Here is a 17,980-nt window from a genome sequence, read left to right as displayed (position 1 = left end):
GAACTTGTGTTCTTATTATATAATAAAAAACAATATTAGTCAACAGATTTATTTTTAAAAATATTTAAAATAAATGAAAATTTTGTTTCGGCAATTATGACACCTAAAAATATAAACACACAGCCTAAAATTCCAAAAGAGCTCGTTTTTTCATTCATTATAAAAGCTGACATTATAGCTGTAAAAACTGCCTCAGAGCAAAGTATAACTCCAACTTTTGATGAAGATGTATACTTTTGACAAACAGACTGTATGACAAAATACATTCCTGTACAGAAAATGCCCAGCATTAAAAATACAGAAATACTCTCTTTTTTAAGGTTGGAAGTTTTTCACCCATGATGAAAGAAACTAAAAAAGCAAGTATAAACACTGTCAAATTTTCAATGATTGCAAGATTTACAGGGTTTGTATTTTTAACAAATCTTTCAATAAAAACAATCTGAAAAGCAAATGAAAATGACGCTATCAAAGACATAAAAGCTCCAAAGCCAAAATCAAAATTACCATCAAAAGATAAAAACCACACCCCTAAAACAGTTACAAAGCCAGCTAAAAAAGAATAAAATTTAGGTTTATCATTAAAAAATATCCAACATATAAAGGGAACAATAACAGAACTTACATTTGTCAAAAACGCATTTACAGAGGCTGTTGTATATTTTAAACCAACAACCATAAAAAAGAAAAGACCAAACAAAAAAACTCCTGTTATAAATCCACCTTTAATATCATTCTTTGTAATTCCTTTTAAATTATTTTTAAAAACAATAGCCATAAAAACAGAAGCAACAAAAAATCTTCCGTATATTGTCTGAAATGTATTATATCCTGCCTCAAGAAGATATTTCATACCTATAAATCCAGCTCCACCTACAAAAGCCGCAAATATAAGGAGAATATCCGCCTTTTTACTGTTCATCAAGATTTAAAAGCTCTTTTCTGAGCCAGTTGAGAGCACCATAAACAGCTCTACCTCTTATTTTTTCTCTTGTTCCGGCAAAATGCATTTCTTTTGTTTTTACATTTCCATTTATACATATACCAACATAAACAAGTCCCACAGGTTTTTCAGGGCTTCCTCCTCCTGGTCCTGCTATTCCTGTTGTTGATATACCTATATTTGTTCCTGCTGTTTCAGCAATACCCTTTGCCATTTCTGCTGCTGTCTCATGGCTTACAGCACCGTATTTTTCCAAAGTCTCCTCTTTAACACCTAAACGATACATTTTAGACTCATTGGAATAAGAAACAACACCGTCCATAAATACACTTGATATTCCCGGATACTCTATAAGTGTTCCTGCAAGAAGTCCTCCTGTACATGACTCACTTGTTGATATTGTCATTTTTTTATTTATAAGCAATTCTGCTACAACAGACTCAAGATTAGTATCTCCCTCCCCATATATGGCATCACCAAGCCTATTATATATCTCATCGGCAACAGGTTTTATAAGCTCCATAGCTTCCTGTTCATTGTGAGCTTTTGCTGTAATTCTTAAAATAGCTTCATTATCCTTTGCATAAGGTGCTACTGTTGGATTTTCACTGTTTTCAATAATATCTTTAACAAGTGTTTCCATTTTACTTTCACCAACACCGGCAACTCTCAAAACTCTTGATACAAGAGTATACTCCTGTTTACTCTTTAAAAAAGGTTTAACTTGATTTTCAAATATTGGTATAGTTTCCTTTGGAGGTCCAGGAAGCATTATAAGTATTTTGCCATTTTCTTCTATTATTATTCCCGGTGCAGTTCCATTTTCATTGTAAAGAACTGTTGAACCTTCTGGAACATAGGCTTGCTTAACATTATTTTCTGTCATTTTTCTGCCTGTTTTTTCAAAAAACTCTTTTATATCATCAAGAGCTTTTTCATCAAGAACAAGTTCTTTATCAAAATACTTAGCTCCTGTTTCTTTTGTAAGGTCATCCTCAGTTGGTCCAAGTCCTCCTGTTGTTATAATAAGGTCAGCACGAGAAAAGGCTTTATATATGGTATCTCTAAGTCTATCAGGATTATCACCTACAACAGTCTGATAATATACACCTATACCCAAATCAGCCAACTCTCTTGCAAGATACTGTGCATTTGTATTCACAATATCACCAAGAAGAATTTCAGTTCCAACAGCTAAAATTTCAGCATTCATAAATAATACACCTTCTTTTTATATATTTATATTTTATTTTAAACCAGTAAAATATAATTTCAAGTAAAAAAATAAGAGGTGTGAAAACACACCTCTAAAATTTTTTTAAAATATATAAATATCAGCCTTTTAAAACTTCAATATTTTTAACAATATAGTCAACACCAGATATAATTGTAAAAAGTGTAGCAAGAGCTATAAGAAATCCTCCTATTGCTTGGAAAACAAAACCTTTAAGTCCAATAAGAAGATATATTATCATTATCATCTGTGTTGTTGTTTTTATTTTTCCCCACCAACTGGCAGCAATAACTTTGTTTGCCTCTATGGCAAGTATTCTAAAACCAGTTATGGCAAATTCACGGCTTATAATAATAATTACAACCCATGAAGGAAGTGAACCCATTTCAACCATAGCAATCATAGCTGCACTAACAAGAAGTTTATCTGCAAGAGGGTCCATAAATTTTCCGAAATTTGTAACAAGATTTCTACTTCTTGCAATATGTCCATCAAGCATATCTGTCAGAGAAGCTATAATAAATATAGCTATGGCAATATATCTATTTAATGGACCTGGTATAAAATCAGAAAGAAGTACAACAAGAAATACTGGTATAAGTATAACTCTAAGTATTGTAAGTTTATTCGGCAAATTCATCTCCATAATAAGTCTCCCCTATCAAATCATAATCACTTGCCTCTGTGATAAGCACATCAGCAAAATCCCCTGACAAGAGCTCATAATCACTCTTTATAAATACCATACCGTCAATTTCAGGTGCATCTTTATAGCATCTTCCACAGTATATATTTTCTTCAGGTATCTTTCCGTCCACAATAACTTTTATTACTTTTCCAACCATACTTTCACAATTTTGTGCAGAAATAAATTTCTGACATTCAAGTATACGGTTTCTTCTGTCCTCTTTTAAATCATCATCAATCTGACCTTCCATTTTCGCAGCAGGAGTTCCCTCCTCCTGTGAATATGAAAACACACCCAATCGGTCAAATTTTATTTCACTTATGAATTCCATAAGTTCTTCCACGTCTTCCTCTGTCTCCTGTGGAAAACCTGTTATAATTGTTGTTCTTATGGCAATATCAGGCATAGCTGTTCTAAGTTTTCCGACAATTTCTCTTATCATAGCTTTTGTGCTTCTTCTTCCCATTTTTTTAAGAACACTGTCAACAGTATGTTGAAGTGGCATGTCTATATAATGACAGATTTTTTCTTCTTTCGCCATAACAGCTATTGTCTCATCTGTCAAATGTTCAGGGTAGCAATAAAGAAGTCTTATCCATTCTATGCCTTCAACCTTACAAAGGTTCTCCAAAAGAACATGGAGACGATTTTCACCATAAAGGTCAATACCATATAAAGCTACGTCCTGAGCAACAAGAACAAGTTCTTTAACACCATTTTTAGCAAGCATTTCAGCTTCTCTTATAAGGCTTTCCATTTTACGACTTCTGTATTTTCCTCTTAATTTAGGTATAACACAGTATGTACAATGATTATTGCAGCCTTCAGCTATTTTAAGATTTGCAGAATATCCTGCTGAAGATAAAACCCTAAGCTCGCTTTTATCATCATCACAGGCAAGGTCAATGCTCTTTATGTCCTTAAACTGTTTTTCACCATTAAGAACTCTCTCGGCAACCTCAACAATATCTTCATAGGCTGTTGTACCTATTACAGCGTCAACCTCAGGCATCTCCTCAAAAATTTCTTTTTCATATCTCTGTCCAAGACAACCTGCAATAATAATTCCTTTACATCTATCTTCTTTGTATTTTCCGGCATCTATAATTGTCTCTATACTTTCCTCAAGGGCATCTTTTATAAAACAGCAAGTATTTATTACAATAATATCTGCGTCGGCCTCATCAGGTACAATATTAAATCCTGCCTTTTTTGTAAGACCAAGCATTACCTCACTGTCAACAAGATTTTTGTCACAGCCAAGGGAAATAAATGATATATTAGCTTTCAAAACATACCTCCGATTTATTCTGATTATTCTATACCATTCTGCATTTTTGCAGCAGTAATACAATTCTTCATAAGCATTGCAATAGTTATAGGGCCTACACCACCTGGAACAGGTGTTATTGCACCAGCAACCTCTTTTACATTTTCAAAGTCAACATCTCCACAGAGTTTGCCTTCTTCATTTCTGTTCATACCAACATCAATTATAACTGCTCCCTCTTTAACCATATCTTTTGTGAGAGTGTTTATTTTACCTGTTGCAACAACTATAATATCAGCATTTTTACATATCTCTGCCATATTTTTTGTTTTTGAATGACATATTGTAACAGTACCATTTTCAGCCATTAAAAGCATAGCTGCTGGTTTACCTACAATATTACTTCTACCTATAACAACACAGTTTTTACCTGCAATATCACAGCCTGTTCTCTTTATAAGCTCAATAACTCCTGCTGGTGTACAAGGCTTAAATCCTTTACCACCTGTAAACACAGCTCCAACATTATAAGGGTGGAAACAGTCAACGTCTTTATTTTCTGAAATAGCAAGTATAACTTTTGTCTCGTCAATATGTTTTGGAAGTGGAAGCTGAACAAGTATACCATTTACATTTTTGCTTTCATTAAGTTCAGCAATAAGCTCAAGAAGCTGTTCCTCTGTTGTCTCCTCTGGAAGTTCATAGGAAAGTGATTTTATTTTGCAGTATTCACAAGCTTTCTTTTTGTTATTAACATAAACTCTTGAAGCAGAGTTATTCCCTACAAGAACAACAGCAAGACAAGGTTCAACACCTTTTTCAATAAGACTTTCTGCCTCTTTAAGGGCTTCATTTTTTATGTCGGCTGATATAGCCTTTCCGTCAATTATTTTAGCAGACATCTTACTCCTCCTTAAATATTTATATTTACCAATAATATTTACGCCAAAATTCTTTTTATGTTTAAAAAAAAGGACAGAGAAAAAATCTCTGTCCTTGATTATACACCAATTAGAACAATCCTACAATATTTCCTTTATCATCAATATCAATATTTAATGCAGCAGGTTTTTTAGGAAGTCCTGGCATTGTCATAATATCTCCTAAAAGTGCAACTATAAATCCGGCACCAGCTGAAATTCTTAATTCCTGTACAGTAACTTCAAAACCTTCAGGTCTTCCTAAAAGACTAGGATTATCTGAAAGAGAATACTGTGTTTTAGCTATACATACAGGGAATTTTCCAAGACCGATTTCGTCAATCTGTTTAAGTGTTTTTCTTGCTTTTGCAGAGAAAGCAACACTTCCCGCTCCATATATTTCCTTACAAACTTTATTTATTTTTTCTTCTATTGATAAATCATCATCATAAAGTGTATGGAATTTACTTTCTTTTGTTTCAATAGTCTCAATAACTTTTTCTGCAAGCTCAAGACCGCCTTCTCCACCTTTTTCCCATACTTTAGCAATGGCAAATGTAGCTCCCATTTCTTCACATTTCTCTTTTACCACATTAATTTCAGCTTCTGTATCGAAAACAAAATTATTAAGTGTGACAACAACAGGAACACCGTATTTCTGAAGATTTTCAATATGTTTTTCAAGGTTTACGATACCTTTTTTAACAGCTTCAACATTTTCATTGTTAAGCTCAGCTTTAGGAACTCCACCATTATATTTGAGAGCTCTTACTGTGGCTACAAGAACAACAGCATCAGGTTTAAGTCCTGCTTTACGACATTTAATATCAAAGAATTTTTCAGCTCCAAGGTCAGCCCCAAATCCTGCCTCTGTAACAAGGTAATCAGCCATTTTAAGACCTAATTTTGTAGCCTTAACACTGTTACAACCATGAGCAATATTTGCAAATGGTCCACCATGTATGAGGGCTGGCTGATTATCAAGAGTCTGAACTAAGTTAGGTTTTACAGCATCTTTTAAGAGAACTGTCATAGCACCATCAGCTCCGATATCTTTTGCTGTTACAGGTTTGTCATCATAAGTATAACCTATAATAATTTTACCAAGTTTGTCTTTAAGGTCTTTGAGACTTTCTGCAAGACAGAATATAGCCATAACCTCAGAAGCAACAGTTATCTGGAAACCGTCCTCACGAGGAACTCCGTTTGGTTTTCCACCAAGACCAATAACTATATCTCTTAAAGCTCTATCATTCATATCAAGAACACGTTTCCAAACAATCTTTCTAGGGTCGATATTACACTCATTACCCTGCTGAATATGATTGTCAATCATAGCAGAAAGAAGATTGTTTGCTGTTGTCATAGCGTGAATGTCACCTGTAAAATGAAGGTTAATATCTTCCATAGGAACAACCTGTGCATATCCACCACCGGCAGCTCCGCCCTTTACACCGAAACAAGGTCCTAATGAAGGCTCTCTAAGGGCAACCATAGTCTTTTTACCCATTTTGTTTAAAGCCTGTGAAAGACCTATTGTAATTGTTGTTTTTCCTTCTCCTGCTGGTGTAGGATTTACAGCAGTAACAAGTATAAGTTTTCCATCTTTTTTATCTTTTATTGAATTATAGTATTCATCACTTATTTTAGCTTTATATTTTCCGTAGCATTCAATATACTCCTCAGGAATACCAGCTTTTTCAGCAATTTTTTCAATACGCTCCATTGTACATTCCTGTGCAATCTGTAAGTCTGTTTTCATTAATAAATTCCCCTTCCTTTGGCAATAAATCAATAATATTTTCTGCTACCTAACTTCCGAAAGGTCAAAAAAAACCGACAATCCGGGTTAGGTTGCCCAGACGGTCGGCTAATTATAAGTCATACTTCATGTGGTACTCCACTTCCGTCAGTCATATGACCTCTCTAAAGCTAGCATACTATAACCTAATAAATTTGTCAATAAAAAATAAATGGAAGTATTTTTAGTTGACATAACAAATGTTATTATATTATAGTTAAAATATATTATTATTGGAGGTGATTTAATGGTTGAATTTTTAATTGAATTTATATTTTCAAGTATATTTAAAAGCTGTACATATAAAAAAATACCTCTTGCAATACGAATTTTAATTTTAATTCCAATTTTATTAATATATTGTGTCATAGTATGGGCATCAATAAATATAGCTATTGAAACAAACAGTATATCAAAAAGAATTTTATTCATAATAATTTCTTTAGGTGTTATATTGTCCCTTATACCATTTATAAAAAAAGTTTTTACTGTAAAATAAAAAGCTGTCTTAAAAAGACAGCTTTTTTAATATATTTAATTATCAAGGGTTAAATCCGCCCTGTTCTTTAAACTCCTCATATTCTTCCTGAGACATCAAAACCTTTCTTGGTTTACTTCCTTCCTCTGGTCCAACAATACCTCTATCTTCAAGGGCTTCCATAAGGTTTGCAGCTCTGTTATAACCTATTCTGAAATGACGCTGTAACATTGATACAGAGGCTTTTTCTTTTTTAACAACAAGGTCAATGGCAGCTTCAAAATGCTCATCCATATCTTCGCCACCAGATAAATTTTTAGTTGAAGATGTTATTTCTTCAATCATATCATTGCTATATCCTGTGTGACCGTCTTTTTTGACAAAAGCCACTATATTTTCAACTTCCTTATCTGTTACAAAAGCCCCCTGTATTCTGACAGGCTTATTCATTCCAACAAGACAGAAAAGCATATCACCTTTTCCAAGAAGTTTTTCAGCTCCTGTTGTATCAAGTATAGTTCTTGAGTCAATACCTGATGAAACAGCAAAAGCAAGTCTTGAAGGTATATTTGCCTTAATAACACCTGTAATTACATCAACAGAAGGTCTCTGGGTTGCAATTATAAGATGAAGTCCCGCAGCACGAGCCATCTGTGCAAGACGACATATAGAATCTTCAACCTCTCCCGGTGCTGCCATCATAAGGTCTGCAAGCTCGTCTATTATAATTACAATCTGAGGCATAAGGTCTGTTTCACCTTTTTCTTTTTTCATGGCATTATAGCCTTTTATATCTCTAACATTACACTCTGCAAAGTCGTTATATCTTTGAAGCATTTCTCTTACAGCCCAATTTAAAGCACTAGCCGCCTTTTTAGGGTCTGTAACAACAGGTATCAAAAGATGTGGTATTCCGTTATAAACACTAAGCTCTACAACTTTAGGGTCTACAAGAAGAAGTTTTACTTCCTCCGGTTTAGCTTTATATATAATACTTGTTATAAGTGTATTTATACAAACACTCTTACCAGAACCAGTTGCACCAGCTATAAGTAAGTGAGGCATTTTTGCAATATCAGTTACAACAGCCTTTCCTGCTATATCCTCTCCAAGGGCAAAAGCAAGTTTTGAAGGGAAATTTTGAAATTCTTCAGACTCTATAACTGTTCTTAAATATACAGACTGTGTTTCTTTGTTTGGAACTTCTATACCAACAGCAGCTTTTCCCGGAATAGGTGCTTCAATTCTTATTCCAGCAGCAGCAAGATTTAATGCAATATCATCAGCAAGATTTACAATTTTACTAACTTTAACTCCTTGACTAGGTGAAAGCTCATATCTTGTTACAGTAGGACCTCTGTTTATCTGTATAACCTTTGCATCAACACCGAAACTTTTTAATGTCTCCTCAAGTTTTTTTGCATTGTTCATCATCTCAAGTTTTGAGCCGGGAGTCTGAACATTTTTATCTTCTCCAAGAAGGTCAATAGGAGGAAAAACATATTCTGGTATTTCTTTAACTTCCTGTACAGGTTTAGAAATATTTGTTTCCTGTGTTTTAGCTACTTTTTCATTATAGTTATCTCTTACAGTTTCACTATTTTTATTGTCATTTTTTGTTTTTGGATGTTCCTCATCATAAAGAGCTTTCTCCATTTCTGCAAGAGCTTTTTCAACAACAGCACTATCATCATCAAAATTAGAATAAACTGTATTATCTTCAGTTTCATCATATTTTGAAGAATTAATTTCATCTATATTTTCAATAACTTCTTTCTCAATCTCTGCAACTTCAGTTTTTTGTTCTTCAAAGTCTTTATTTTTAACATCGTTGTAACTATTATTATATGAATTTTCAAAAGTTTTATTATTATCCTCTTTTTTATCAGAATAATCCATATCAAATGAAAAATCTCCTGTATTTTCCATTTCTATTTTAAAATCATATATACCTTTTTGAGCCTTCTCAAACTTTTTAGGTGTATGCTGTTTAAATACAGTAGTTTCAATATATGGTGGTTTATCATCATATCCTTCTTTTTCAACTAAAAAATCAGGCATAGGCTTTTTAGTTTTTGCTGTACCTGTTGTATTTGGTGAATTATTTATTTCTATTCTTGCATCTTTTTTACTTGATTTTTCAAAAACAGGTCTTTCTCTTTCAATTCTCTCTGCTCTTTCTCTTATTCTAGACTTATTATAAGAATAAGCAGATGATACACCTTTAAAGAATGATTTTCCTGTTGCCAATATGGCAGAAATTATAATGAGAGCAATAAGTATTATTGTAGCTCCAACTTTTCCAAAGGCTGATGCAAAAAGATTTCCTATTGAACCACCTATGAGACCTCCGTTGGAAAATCCTCCATTTTTATAAAGCTGAGAAATTTTTCCTACTATCCCTAAATCTTTTGCAAAATTTTCTTGATTAAATACAGAGAATGCCGCACCAACAAATATAACAAATAGCATCATTCCAACAAATTTAACCAATTTACGTCTTTTTATTCCTGATGTCAAAAGCCAAACACAATAACCTATAACAGTAATAGGAAGTATATAAGCTCCAAAGCCAAAAAGTCCTTTAAAAAGAGAATTTATAAGACTACCTACAAATCCCATTTTACTGCTAAAAAGACTTATTACAGTTATTATTGATGCAACTATTATAAGAATAATTATAATTTCATCTGTAATAGTATCTCCAAAACTTGTTGTTTTAACTTTTTCAACTTCTTTTTTTTGGGAAGTCATAGATGTTTTTTTTCTGCTTACACTTTTTTTGTTTGTTGTTTTAGTAGTTCTTTTAGGCTTGTTTTCAGAAACCTTTTTAGAACTTTCATTATTTCCCCCCATTTTTTCACCTCTCTATACAAAAGTTCAGTTCGATTTTACAAACATATAGTATATCACAAAAAGCTATTTCTATAAACTATAAAAATTAAGACCATATTGTATTTTTTTACAGCTAATTATACTACAAAAAACTTAATACAAATAACAAAAATCGTTGATAGTAATAAATATTTTTTTTGCTGTTTTAATTTAAAATCTTATATGATAGAATACAAATTAATTAAATTTCTAAGGAGAATATGACAATGGAAAATATTGAAAAAAGAATAGGAATTATTGGTGGCGGTCAGCTTGGCAAAATGATGATACAGGAAGCCAAAAAAATGGGCTTTTACATAACAGTCCTTGACCCAACATTAAAATGCCCTGCCCACACTTTGGTTGATGAACATATTGTAGCAGATTTCGATGATGAAACAGCTATCCGTCTTTTAGCCTCAAAATCAGATGTAATAACTTACGAATTTGAACACATAGGAGCAGATATACTTGAACAGCTTGAAAATGAAGGTGTAAAAGTATACCCTACTGCAAAAAGTCTCAAAATAATACAGAATAAATACACTCAAAAATCACTTCTATTTGAACACAACATACCAATGCCAGAATTTATGGCTGTAAAAACAACAGATGACATCAAAAATGCCGGTGAAAAATACGGTTATCCATTCCTATTAAAATCATGTACAGGTGGATACGACGGAAAAGGAAACTTTGTTATCCATTCAGAAAATGAAATATCAGAAGGTTTCAAAACTCTTGGTGGTGGAAAACTCCCTCTTATGGCAGAAAAATTCTTCCCATTTACAATGGAAATATCTGTACTTGCTTGTAGAGGAATAAATGGAGAAATAGAAGTATACCCTGTTGCTGAAAATATACACCATGATAACATTCTTTTTGAAACAAGAGTTCCTGCAAATATATCAGAAGATACATCAAAAAAAGCTATGGCACTTGCAAAAAGTGTTATGGAAATATTTGAAGGTGTAGGAATGTTCTGTGTTGAAATGTTTGTTGACAAAGAAGGAAATGTGGAAGTAAACGAAGTTGCTCCACGTCCCCACAATTCAGGTCACTATACAATAGAAGCCTGCATGACAAGCCAGTTTGAACAGCACATACGTGCAGTTTCTGGACTTCCTTTAGGTTCATCAGAGCTTTTAAAACCTGTTGTAATGAGAAATATACTTGGCTCTATGGGATATATGGGAGATGCAAAAGTTATAGGTGCAGATGAAGCCCTCAAAATAAAAGGTGCATATCTTCATATATACGGAAAAGAAAAATCTGTACCAAAAAGAAAAATGGGACATTTAACAGTAATAGCAAATACATTAAAAGAAGCAGAAGAAAAAGCGGAAGAAGCTTTTAATGCAGTTAAAATTATAGGAAAAGAAAGATTATAATATAAAAAAGGCACTTTTTAAAAAGTGCCTTTTTTATTTGTTATCAAAATCATAATTGAGAAAAAAATAAATTGACACATAAATATTTTAGTAATAAAATATTTTCTAAACGCAAATCATTTGCAATTAGGAGGTATGATTTTGACAAATGAAATACATTAAAACAATGATTACAGCTTTATCAGTACTTTTTTTATCAGGTTGTACATCTTCAAATAATATAAATGACGATAAAATAAATATTGTTACATCATTTTATCCAATATATTCAATAGCAGAGGAAATAGTAAAAAATTCACCTAACATTAATATTACAAACATGACAACACCTTCAACAGGTTGTCTCCATGATTATCAATTGACATCAGGAGATATGAAAAAACTTTCAAAGGCTGATATGTTTATTATAAATGGTGGTGATATGGAAAGTTTTGTTGATGAAATAGAAAACTCTCTGCCAAATCTTGAAATAGTTGACACATCAACAGGAACTTATATGCTTGAGGGAGAAGGTCACAATCATGAACATGATGAACATGATGAACACAGTCATGAGGAAGAAGGTCACATACATTCAGAAGATGACGGACATGACCATGGAAATTTAAACGCTCATATATGGCTTTCACCAGAAAATGCACTTATACAGGCTGAAAATATATATTCTGCCTTATGTAACATTGATTATGAAAACGAGCCTTTATACAGAAAAAATCTTGATAATTTTTCATTATCAATAGAAAATCTTAAAAACGAGACTAAAGATATTCATTTTGAGGAAAAAAATGCCGCTGTATTCCATGAAGGATATATTTATTTTGCAAATGAGTATGGTTTTGACATAAAAGCAGAAATTTATATGGATGAAAACACAGACCCTTCCCCAAGTCTTTTAGCTCACACAATAGATGAAGTTAAAGAAAATAATATAACAGCCCTTCTCTGTGCTGATGATGCCAGTTTAAAAATAGCTGAAACTGTATCTCGTGAGACAGGGGCAAAAATATATATACTAGACCCTTTAACTTATGGAAATACAGAAAATGAAAGTTATACTGAAATAATGTTGAAAAATGCAAATACAATAAAGGAGGCTTTTAAATGACAAAAACACATAACAGTTGTGGTCTCTGTCGTATAGATATAGAAAATTTAACTGTTGTAAGCGGTCAGGACATACTTATAGAAAATATAAATCTTGATTTTCATTGTGGACAGCTTACAGCTTTAATAGGTCGAAATGGAGCTGGAAAGACAACTTTAATTCGTGCTATTTTAGGAGAAAGAGAATACACAGGAAATATAAGTTATAAAGAACACAATAATGGAGAAATAAAAAGACCAAGAATAGGTTATGTTCCTCAACATCTAATTTTTGACAAAAACACACCTGTAAGTGTCATTGATTTTATGACAGCTTCAAAAAGTAAACGTCCTGTATGGCTTGGTCACAGAAAAAAAGACAGAGAAAAAATTAAAAATCAGTTGGAAGAATTGGAATGTGGTCATGTTATAGACAGAAGACTGGGAGAGCTTTCTGGTGGAGAGCTTCAAAGAGTTCTTCTTGCAACAGCTCTTGACCCTCTTCCTGACTTTTTAATACTTGATGAGCCTGTATCAGGTGTAGACGTAAATGGTCTTGACCTTTTTTATAAAATGGTTTCAAAACTTCGTGACAGCTATCATATAGCAATACTTTTAGTATCTCACGATTTAAGTCTTATAAAAAAATATGCTGATAAAGCTGTTTTAATAGATAAAACTGTTGTTGCATCTGGAGATGTTGACGAAGTTTTCAAAACAGACTCATTTAAACAAATTTTTGGATTTATGGATTTGGAGGTATAACAATGGATACATTATATAAAATTATGGAAATAGTTATGCCCTTTGACTTTATGAATTATGAGTTTATGAAAAATGCTCTTTTGGCAACAATAGTTGTATCTCCCCTATTTGCCATACTTGGCACAATGGCTGTAAATAACAAAATGGCATTTTTCTCTGACGCTTTAGGTCACAGTGCTTTTACAGGTATAGCTATTGGTGTTCTTTTAGGTTTAAAAAATCCTATAATATCAATGTTGGCATTTGGAATATTTTTAAGCCTTATAATAACAAAAGTAAAATCAACAAACACAGCTTCCACAGACACAATAATAAGTGTATTTTCATCATTATCAATGGCTTTGGGAATAGTAATACTCTCAAAAAACGGAGGATTTTCAAAATATTCTTCATATCTCATTGGAGATATTTTAACTGTAACACCAAAAGAAATACTTCTTATATTGGTGGTTCTTATATGTACAATAATTATATGGCATATAATATACAACAGCCTTCTTCTTGTAAGTATAAATACATCTTTGGCAGCCAGCAGAAATATTAAAACTCATTTAATTGAAAATATATTCGTTGCCCTTGTTGCCGTTGCTGTAATGTTATCTATAAAATGGATAGGAATACTCACTATAAATTCAATGCTCATACTTCCTGCTGCATCGGCGAGAAATATATCATCAAATACAAGACAGTATCATGGTATAACAATTATTTTAGGTCTTATATCGGGAATATCTGGTCTTATAATATCATTCTATGGTGATACTTCCGCATCAGCCACAATGGTTCTTGTATCATCACTTTTCTTCTTTATAACTTTAGGAATAAGAAAATTTGTAAGATAACAAAAAAAGCCTGAATAAAATATTATTCAGGCTTTTATTTTTAATCTTTAAGCGTTTTATTCATAAATTTTTCAAGTTTCTCAACAGTATCAGCAGAAAGACAATGTTCTATCAAACAAGCCTCCTCCTCTGCTGTTTTTTCATCAACTTCTAAAATTTGTGTTAAAAATTTCTTTAACATAAAATGTCTTTTTGCAATTTTTTTTGCAATATCAAGCCCTTCTTCTGTGAGAAAAAGTGAACCATAATGTTCATGGGTAACAAGTCCCTGAGATTTAAGAGTATTTATAGCTCTATTTACACTTGGTTTTGATATTGAAAGCTCTGTTGCAATATCTGTAACTCTAACTCCCTCATCATTGTTTAAAAAATAAATAGCTTCAAGATAATCTTCTAATGAAGCTGTAACATTTTTTCCTTCTCTTTTAATCATCTAAATCACCTATCAATCAATATTTTCAATCATTTTTCTTGCAATATCCACTGTAACACAATCACTAAAATCAGTATCTTTTTCAAATATACCTTCATTAATCATAAGTGTTACACCTTTTAAAGCCCAATCAGGTATATTTTCAATATCTTTATTTGGAGCAACATATTTATTTTGTATTCTCTCTATTATAGCAGAGGCTTCATAAATATTTATTGGTTTATCAACTCCAAAACTTCCGTCTCCATAGCCTACCATTATTCCCTTAGATGATAAAGCCATAACATAATTATAAAATGGATTATCATTATCAACATCATGGTATAAAACATCAGAAGTTCCTTTTATACCATAGTATGTTGATAAAAGACAAGCAAACTCCCCTCTAGTTATAGCCTTTTCACTATTATCAAATCCATTCAAATATTTTACAGTTTCAGTTTTTACCATTTTAGGAACAGTATTTTCACTATACATTTCACCGTAAAATACATAATAACCGTCTTTAGACAATTCAAAAGAAACATTTCCTTCTTTGTTAGTTGTAGCAACAGTCATTACACCCTCTGGCGAAAGCATATGAAATACAGCTCCCTCTATGGCTTCATTTGTTATTACATCATCATATTTTAATTTATAAGCATTTATATTTATACTGTTTTCATTTTCATTATGATTCAAATATGGTATAACTGTATCTTCATTTCCATAGTATATAACTATACTGTCATTGTCAGAAAGAGCCCTATTAAAATTTTCTGATAGATTAACAATTTTACCATTATGCAATATAAATCCCTGCCATTTTGATGTTTTATCAATATATCCATTATCAATTCCATTGATACTATAAATACTGTAATCAGAAATATTTCCTGAAAAAACAACAGGAATATTATAAATTCTTTCTATATCCTGTAAAGCCTCCATACAGTAATCTGCATTAAATTGTTTTTCAAATATTGTGCTTTTATCCCCCTCAATTCTCAAATTTATTTCAGCTGCCGAAATATTGACATTAAAAATCGCAAAACTTAGCATAAATGACATCAAACTGATAAATTTTCTCATTTGAACACCCCACTTTTTGCCGACCTTAAAAATGTGTACAAAAAACTTTCATATTAAATTATATCATATACAAAAAAACAATTCTATAAATTAATTTAATTGTAGATTTTTATTTATTATGTCTACACCACATAATTTTTTTATGATTTAGCTTGCTAATTATTATATTTTGATATACAATGAACTTGTAATTAAATATAGGGAGGTGTATTCCAATGGCATACCAGATTGATTCATCATGTATCGGATGTGGAGCTTGTGCTTCTGAATGTCCAACATCTTGTATCGCAGAAGACGGCGGTGTTTTCAAAGTAAACGAAGCTGAATGCATCGAATGTGGTTCTTGTGCAAATGTTTGCCCAGTAGGTGCTCCTAAACTTGCATAATTATCATTTGCATAAAAAAGACAGGTTTTTACCTGTCTTTTTTTCATAATTAAAGTTATTAAAATTCAATTTTATAGAAAACCGGTTTATTTGATATTTCATCTTTTTTATAATAATTAAAAAGAATTGCTGTATCTTTTTTGTTTTCAATATTATCACTATCAAAAACATCATAGTCAAATATTTCTATATGACACATTCTAGCTATTTGTTGTGGTGTAAAATCTTTAAGGTTAGGAGCATATTTTTCTATATTTTCACTATCTTTATAAAACAGTGCAACTTTATCTTTAATATCTCTATTTTGTCCCATAAGCTCCTGTGGTATTGTTTTTACATTATCACCTGCAAATATATCAAATCTTAAAAGCTCCTTTATAATATCCTTTTTAGCCTTTAAAATATCATTATTACAAACAAAATCATACATTATTTTAAAAAGTTCCATTTTACTGTGTTTTACAGTATGATGTCCCATTCTCTCCCAATAATCTCCTAAATCCTGAAAGAAGTCAAAGGGAGTTTTATATATACCCACAATATATTTTATTGTATTAAGAGCTTTTCCTGAATTGTAATAGGTCTCTGTCATCTCCTCAAGAAGTTTAAGCCTAGACATTTCACCATAAGAAATTTCTTTTGTATATAAAACCTCATAATTTGGGCGGCTTCTATAAACTATACCATATTTTTCAGCGTCATATCTAAGTCCTGAACCTTTTAAAAGTTTTAAAAATCCTAACTGAAGCTGTTCCGGCTCAAGAGCATAAACATCATTAAATGATTTTCTAAAGGAGTTATAATCCTCATAGGGAAGACCTGCTATAAGGTCAAGATGCTCATGTATATTACCCATAGCTTTTATTTTTTTGACAATCTCTGTAAGTCTCTCAAAACTTGTATTTCTCTTTATAGCCTTTATTGTATCAGGGTTTGTTGACTGAACACCTATTTCAAACTGAAAAAGCCCTTTTCTGGCATTTTTTAAAAGGTCTAACATTTCATCGTCCATAATATCAGCAGTAATTTCCATATGGAAATTTGTTTTTCCATTATCATTATCCATTATATATTTCCAAATCATCATGGCATGGTTTTTATTACAGTTAAATGTTCTGTCTACAAATTTAACCTGTTTAACATTATTGTCTATAAAAAACTTTAAGTCAGACTTAACTCTTTCCTCTGAAAGAAATCTTACACCCTTTTCAATAGAAGAAAGACAATATTGACAATTATAAGGGCAACCTCTTTGAGTTTCATAATATATTATTCTGTTTTCAAGGTCTGAAATATCATCATATACAAAAGGTATATCATCAAGAACAGCAGCTTTTCTCTTAGGTGTTGAAATTATATCACCCTTTTCATTTCTGTATGTTATACCGTCAACATTTTCAAGACTACCTTTTTTGTCAATAAAATATTGTGAAAGCTCAAAAAATGTTACTTCCCCCTCACCTCTTATTATAATATCAGCGGATTTATTTTCAAAAAGAACTTCCTCAGCTTCATAAGAAACCTCCGGTCCACCTAATATTATAACAGTATCAGGAAGTATTTTTTTAACATTTTCTATAAGCTCACTTATTACACCCATATTCCATATATAACATGAAAATCCCAAAACATCAGGTTTTTCTTTATATATCTCATCAAGTATAAAATTAGTGTCTTGATTTATTGTAAATTCCTTCAAAAAAATATTGTCACTATAACAATAAGCATATTTTTTAAGACTTCTTATAGCCAGTGACGAATGTATAAATTTTGCATTTACAGCAGTTAAAAGTATTTTCAT

At 31.8% G+C, this 17,980-nt stretch carries 17 protein-coding genes and 1 riboswitch; of the genes, 6 read left to right on the top strand and 11 right to left on the bottom strand.

Annotated features, from left to right (window positions below; all coding sequences use genetic code 11):
* Positions 1-35 precede the first annotated feature (35 nt).
* The 7 genes from B5E58_RS06275 to B5E58_RS06245 all read right to left on the bottom strand — a co-directional run bounded on the left by B5E58_RS06275 (position 36) and on the right by B5E58_RS06245 (position 6,817).
* Positions 36-290: an EamA family transporter gene (locus B5E58_RS06275; RefSeq protein ID WP_088108835.1), complete on the bottom strand. Its 255-nt coding sequence runs from the start codon at positions 288-290 to the stop codon at positions 36-38.
* A complete protein-coding gene (locus tag B5E58_RS06270) occupies positions 290-922 on the bottom strand; it encodes a DMT family transporter (RefSeq protein ID WP_088108834.1) in 633 nt (210 codons plus the stop codon). The genes B5E58_RS06275 and B5E58_RS06270 overlap by 1 nt, the downstream gene beginning before the upstream one ends.
* Positions 912-2,156 (bottom strand): competence/damage-inducible protein A, encoded by a 1,245-nt coding sequence (locus B5E58_RS06265; RefSeq protein WP_088108833.1) that lies wholly within the window; start codon positions 2,154-2,156, stop codon positions 912-914. The genes B5E58_RS06270 and B5E58_RS06265 overlap by 11 nt, the downstream gene beginning before the upstream one ends.
* A 121-nt stretch (positions 2,157-2,277) precedes the next feature.
* Complete coding sequence (pgsA, locus tag B5E58_RS06260) at positions 2,278-2,817, bottom strand: CDP-diacylglycerol--glycerol-3-phosphate 3-phosphatidyltransferase (RefSeq protein WP_088108961.1); 540 nt, start codon at positions 2,815-2,817, stop codon at positions 2,278-2,280.
* Positions 2,801-4,156 (bottom strand): 30S ribosomal protein S12 methylthiotransferase RimO, encoded by a 1,356-nt coding sequence (gene rimO, locus B5E58_RS06255; RefSeq protein WP_088108832.1) that lies wholly within the window; start codon positions 4,154-4,156, stop codon positions 2,801-2,803. Before rimO ends, pgsA begins: the two co-directional genes overlap by 17 nt.
* 23 nt (positions 4,157-4,179) lie before the next feature.
* The gene (folD, locus tag B5E58_RS06250) at positions 4,180-5,037 is read right to left on the bottom strand and encodes a bifunctional methylenetetrahydrofolate dehydrogenase/methenyltetrahydrofolate cyclohydrolase FolD (protein WP_088108831.1); all 858 of its coding nucleotides are present in this window, start codon (positions 5,035-5,037) and stop codon (positions 4,180-4,182) included.
* Positions 5,038-5,146: 109 nt separating this feature from the next.
* On the bottom strand, positions 5,147-6,817 hold the full coding sequence (locus B5E58_RS06245) for a formate--tetrahydrofolate ligase (protein WP_088108830.1): 1,671 nt from the start codon (positions 6,815-6,817) through the stop codon (positions 5,147-5,149).
* 87 nt (positions 6,818-6,904) lie between these two features.
* A riboswitch (ZMP/ZTP riboswitch) is annotated at positions 6,905-6,982 on the bottom strand.
* 121 nt (positions 6,983-7,103) lie between these two features.
* On the opposite strand from B5E58_RS06245, the gene B5E58_RS06240 reads away from it, so the two are divergent.
* Entirely contained in the window at positions 7,104-7,355 is a 252-nt protein-coding gene (locus B5E58_RS06240; protein ID WP_088108829.1) for a hypothetical protein, read from the top strand.
* Between the two features lie 42 nt (positions 7,356-7,397).
* Here the strand turns inward: B5E58_RS06240 and B5E58_RS13880 are convergent, their stop codons facing one another.
* Positions 7,398-10,190 carry an FtsK/SpoIIIE family DNA translocase gene (locus B5E58_RS13880; protein WP_088108828.1) on the bottom strand — a complete coding sequence of 931 codons (2,793 nt, stop codon included), beginning with the start codon at positions 10,188-10,190 and terminating at the stop codon, positions 7,398-7,400.
* 245 nt (positions 10,191-10,435) lie between these two features.
* On the opposite strand from B5E58_RS13880, the gene B5E58_RS06230 reads away from it, so the two are divergent.
* The 4 genes from B5E58_RS06230 to B5E58_RS06215 all read left to right on the top strand — a co-directional run bounded on the left by B5E58_RS06230 (position 10,436) and on the right by B5E58_RS06215 (position 14,289).
* The gene (locus B5E58_RS06230) at positions 10,436-11,599 is read left to right on the top strand and encodes a 5-(carboxyamino)imidazole ribonucleotide synthase (RefSeq protein ID WP_088108827.1); all 1,164 of its coding nucleotides are present in this window, start codon (positions 10,436-10,438) and stop codon (positions 11,597-11,599) included.
* Between the two features lie 148 nt (positions 11,600-11,747).
* On the top strand, positions 11,748-12,704 hold the full coding sequence (locus B5E58_RS06225) for a metal ABC transporter substrate-binding protein (RefSeq protein WP_088108826.1): 957 nt from the start codon (positions 11,748-11,750) through the stop codon (positions 12,702-12,704).
* Positions 12,701-13,447 (top strand): metal ABC transporter ATP-binding protein, encoded by a 747-nt coding sequence (locus tag B5E58_RS06220; RefSeq protein ID WP_088108825.1) that lies wholly within the window; start codon positions 12,701-12,703, stop codon positions 13,445-13,447. Before B5E58_RS06225 ends, B5E58_RS06220 begins: the two co-directional genes overlap by 4 nt.
* A 2-nt stretch (positions 13,448-13,449) precedes the next feature.
* A complete protein-coding gene (locus B5E58_RS06215; protein ID WP_088108824.1) occupies positions 13,450-14,289 on the top strand; it encodes a metal ABC transporter permease in 840 nt (279 codons plus the stop codon).
* A 40-nt stretch (positions 14,290-14,329) separates the two neighbouring features.
* Here B5E58_RS06215 and B5E58_RS06210 read toward each other — a convergent pair whose 3' ends face one another.
* Together B5E58_RS06210 and B5E58_RS06205 are read right to left on the bottom strand one after the other, a co-directional pair.
* Positions 14,330-14,722 (bottom strand): metal-dependent transcriptional regulator, encoded by a 393-nt coding sequence (locus B5E58_RS06210; protein WP_164493545.1) that lies wholly within the window; start codon positions 14,720-14,722, stop codon positions 14,330-14,332.
* Positions 14,723-14,734: 12 nt separating this feature from the next.
* Positions 14,735-15,793 carry an S-layer homology domain-containing protein gene (locus B5E58_RS06205; RefSeq protein WP_088108823.1) on the bottom strand — a complete coding sequence of 353 codons (1,059 nt, stop codon included), beginning with the start codon at positions 15,791-15,793 and terminating at the stop codon, positions 14,735-14,737.
* A 215-nt stretch (positions 15,794-16,008) separates the two neighbouring features.
* Here B5E58_RS06205 and B5E58_RS06200 point away from each other — a divergent pair, with 215 nt between their 5' ends.
* Positions 16,009-16,179, top strand: coding sequence for an indolepyruvate ferredoxin oxidoreductase subunit alpha (locus B5E58_RS06200; RefSeq protein WP_088108822.1), 171 nt, complete (start codon positions 16,009-16,011; stop codon positions 16,177-16,179).
* Between the two features lie 58 nt (positions 16,180-16,237).
* Here B5E58_RS06200 and B5E58_RS06195 read toward each other — a convergent pair whose 3' ends face one another.
* Complete coding sequence (locus B5E58_RS06195; RefSeq protein ID WP_088108821.1) at positions 16,238-17,980, bottom strand: B12-binding domain-containing radical SAM protein; 1,743 nt, start codon at positions 17,978-17,980, stop codon at positions 16,238-16,240.

The organism is Tyzzerella sp. An114, assembly GCF_002161055.1.
In the GTDB taxonomy this organism is placed as follows: Bacteria; Bacillota; Clostridia; order Lachnospirales; family Anaerotignaceae; genus Fimicola; species Fimicola cottocaccae.
Note: the sequence above shows the minus strand (reverse complement) of the source record. Positions and strands in the feature narration are given on the sequence as shown.

Bases quoted from the DNA above. Each gene is read 5' to 3' on its own strand.
- B5E58_RS06275 (WP_088108835.1), bottom strand. From the start codon at position 290: ATGCTGGGCATTTTCTGTACAGGAATGTATTTTGTCATACAGTCTGTT.
- B5E58_RS06270 (WP_088108834.1), bottom strand. From the start codon at position 922: ATGAACAGTAAAAAGGCGGATATTCTCCTTATATTTGCGGCTTTTGTA.
- B5E58_RS06265 (WP_088108833.1), bottom strand. From the start codon at position 2,156: ATGAATGCTGAAATTTTAGCTGTTGGAACTGAAATTCTTCTTGGTGAT.
- pgsA (WP_088108961.1), bottom strand. From the start codon at position 2,817: ATGAATTTGCCGAATAAACTTACAATACTTAGAGTTATACTTATACCA.
- folD (WP_088108831.1), bottom strand. From the start codon at position 5,037: ATGTCTGCTAAAATAATTGACGGAAAGGCTATATCAGCCGACATAAAA.
- B5E58_RS06245 (WP_088108830.1), bottom strand. From the start codon at position 6,817: ATGAAAACAGACTTACAGATTGCACAGGAATGTACAATGGAGCGTATT.
- B5E58_RS06240 (WP_088108829.1), top strand. From the start codon at position 7,104: ATGGTTGAATTTTTAATTGAATTTATATTTTCAAGTATATTTAAAAGC.
- B5E58_RS13880 (WP_088108828.1), bottom strand. From the start codon at position 10,190: ATGGGGGGAAATAATGAAAGTTCTAAAAAGGTTTCTGAAAACAAGCCT.
- B5E58_RS06230 (WP_088108827.1), top strand. From the start codon at position 10,436: ATGGAAAATATTGAAAAAAGAATAGGAATTATTGGTGGCGGTCAGCTT.
- B5E58_RS06225 (WP_088108826.1), top strand. From the start codon at position 11,748: ATGAAATACATTAAAACAATGATTACAGCTTTATCAGTACTTTTTTTA.
- B5E58_RS06220 (WP_088108825.1), top strand. From the start codon at position 12,701: ATGACAAAAACACATAACAGTTGTGGTCTCTGTCGTATAGATATAGAA.
- B5E58_RS06215 (WP_088108824.1), top strand. From the start codon at position 13,450: ATGGATACATTATATAAAATTATGGAAATAGTTATGCCCTTTGACTTT.
- B5E58_RS06210 (WP_164493545.1), bottom strand. From the start codon at position 14,722: ATGATTAAAAGAGAAGGAAAAAATGTTACAGCTTCATTAGAAGATTAT.
- B5E58_RS06205 (WP_088108823.1), bottom strand. From the start codon at position 15,793: ATGAGAAAATTTATCAGTTTGATGTCATTTATGCTAAGTTTTGCGATT.
- B5E58_RS06200 (WP_088108822.1), top strand. From the start codon at position 16,009: ATGGCATACCAGATTGATTCATCATGTATCGGATGTGGAGCTTGTGCT.
- B5E58_RS06195 (WP_088108821.1), bottom strand. From the start codon at position 17,980: ATGAAAATACTTTTAACTGCTGTAAATGCAAAATTTATACATTCGTCA.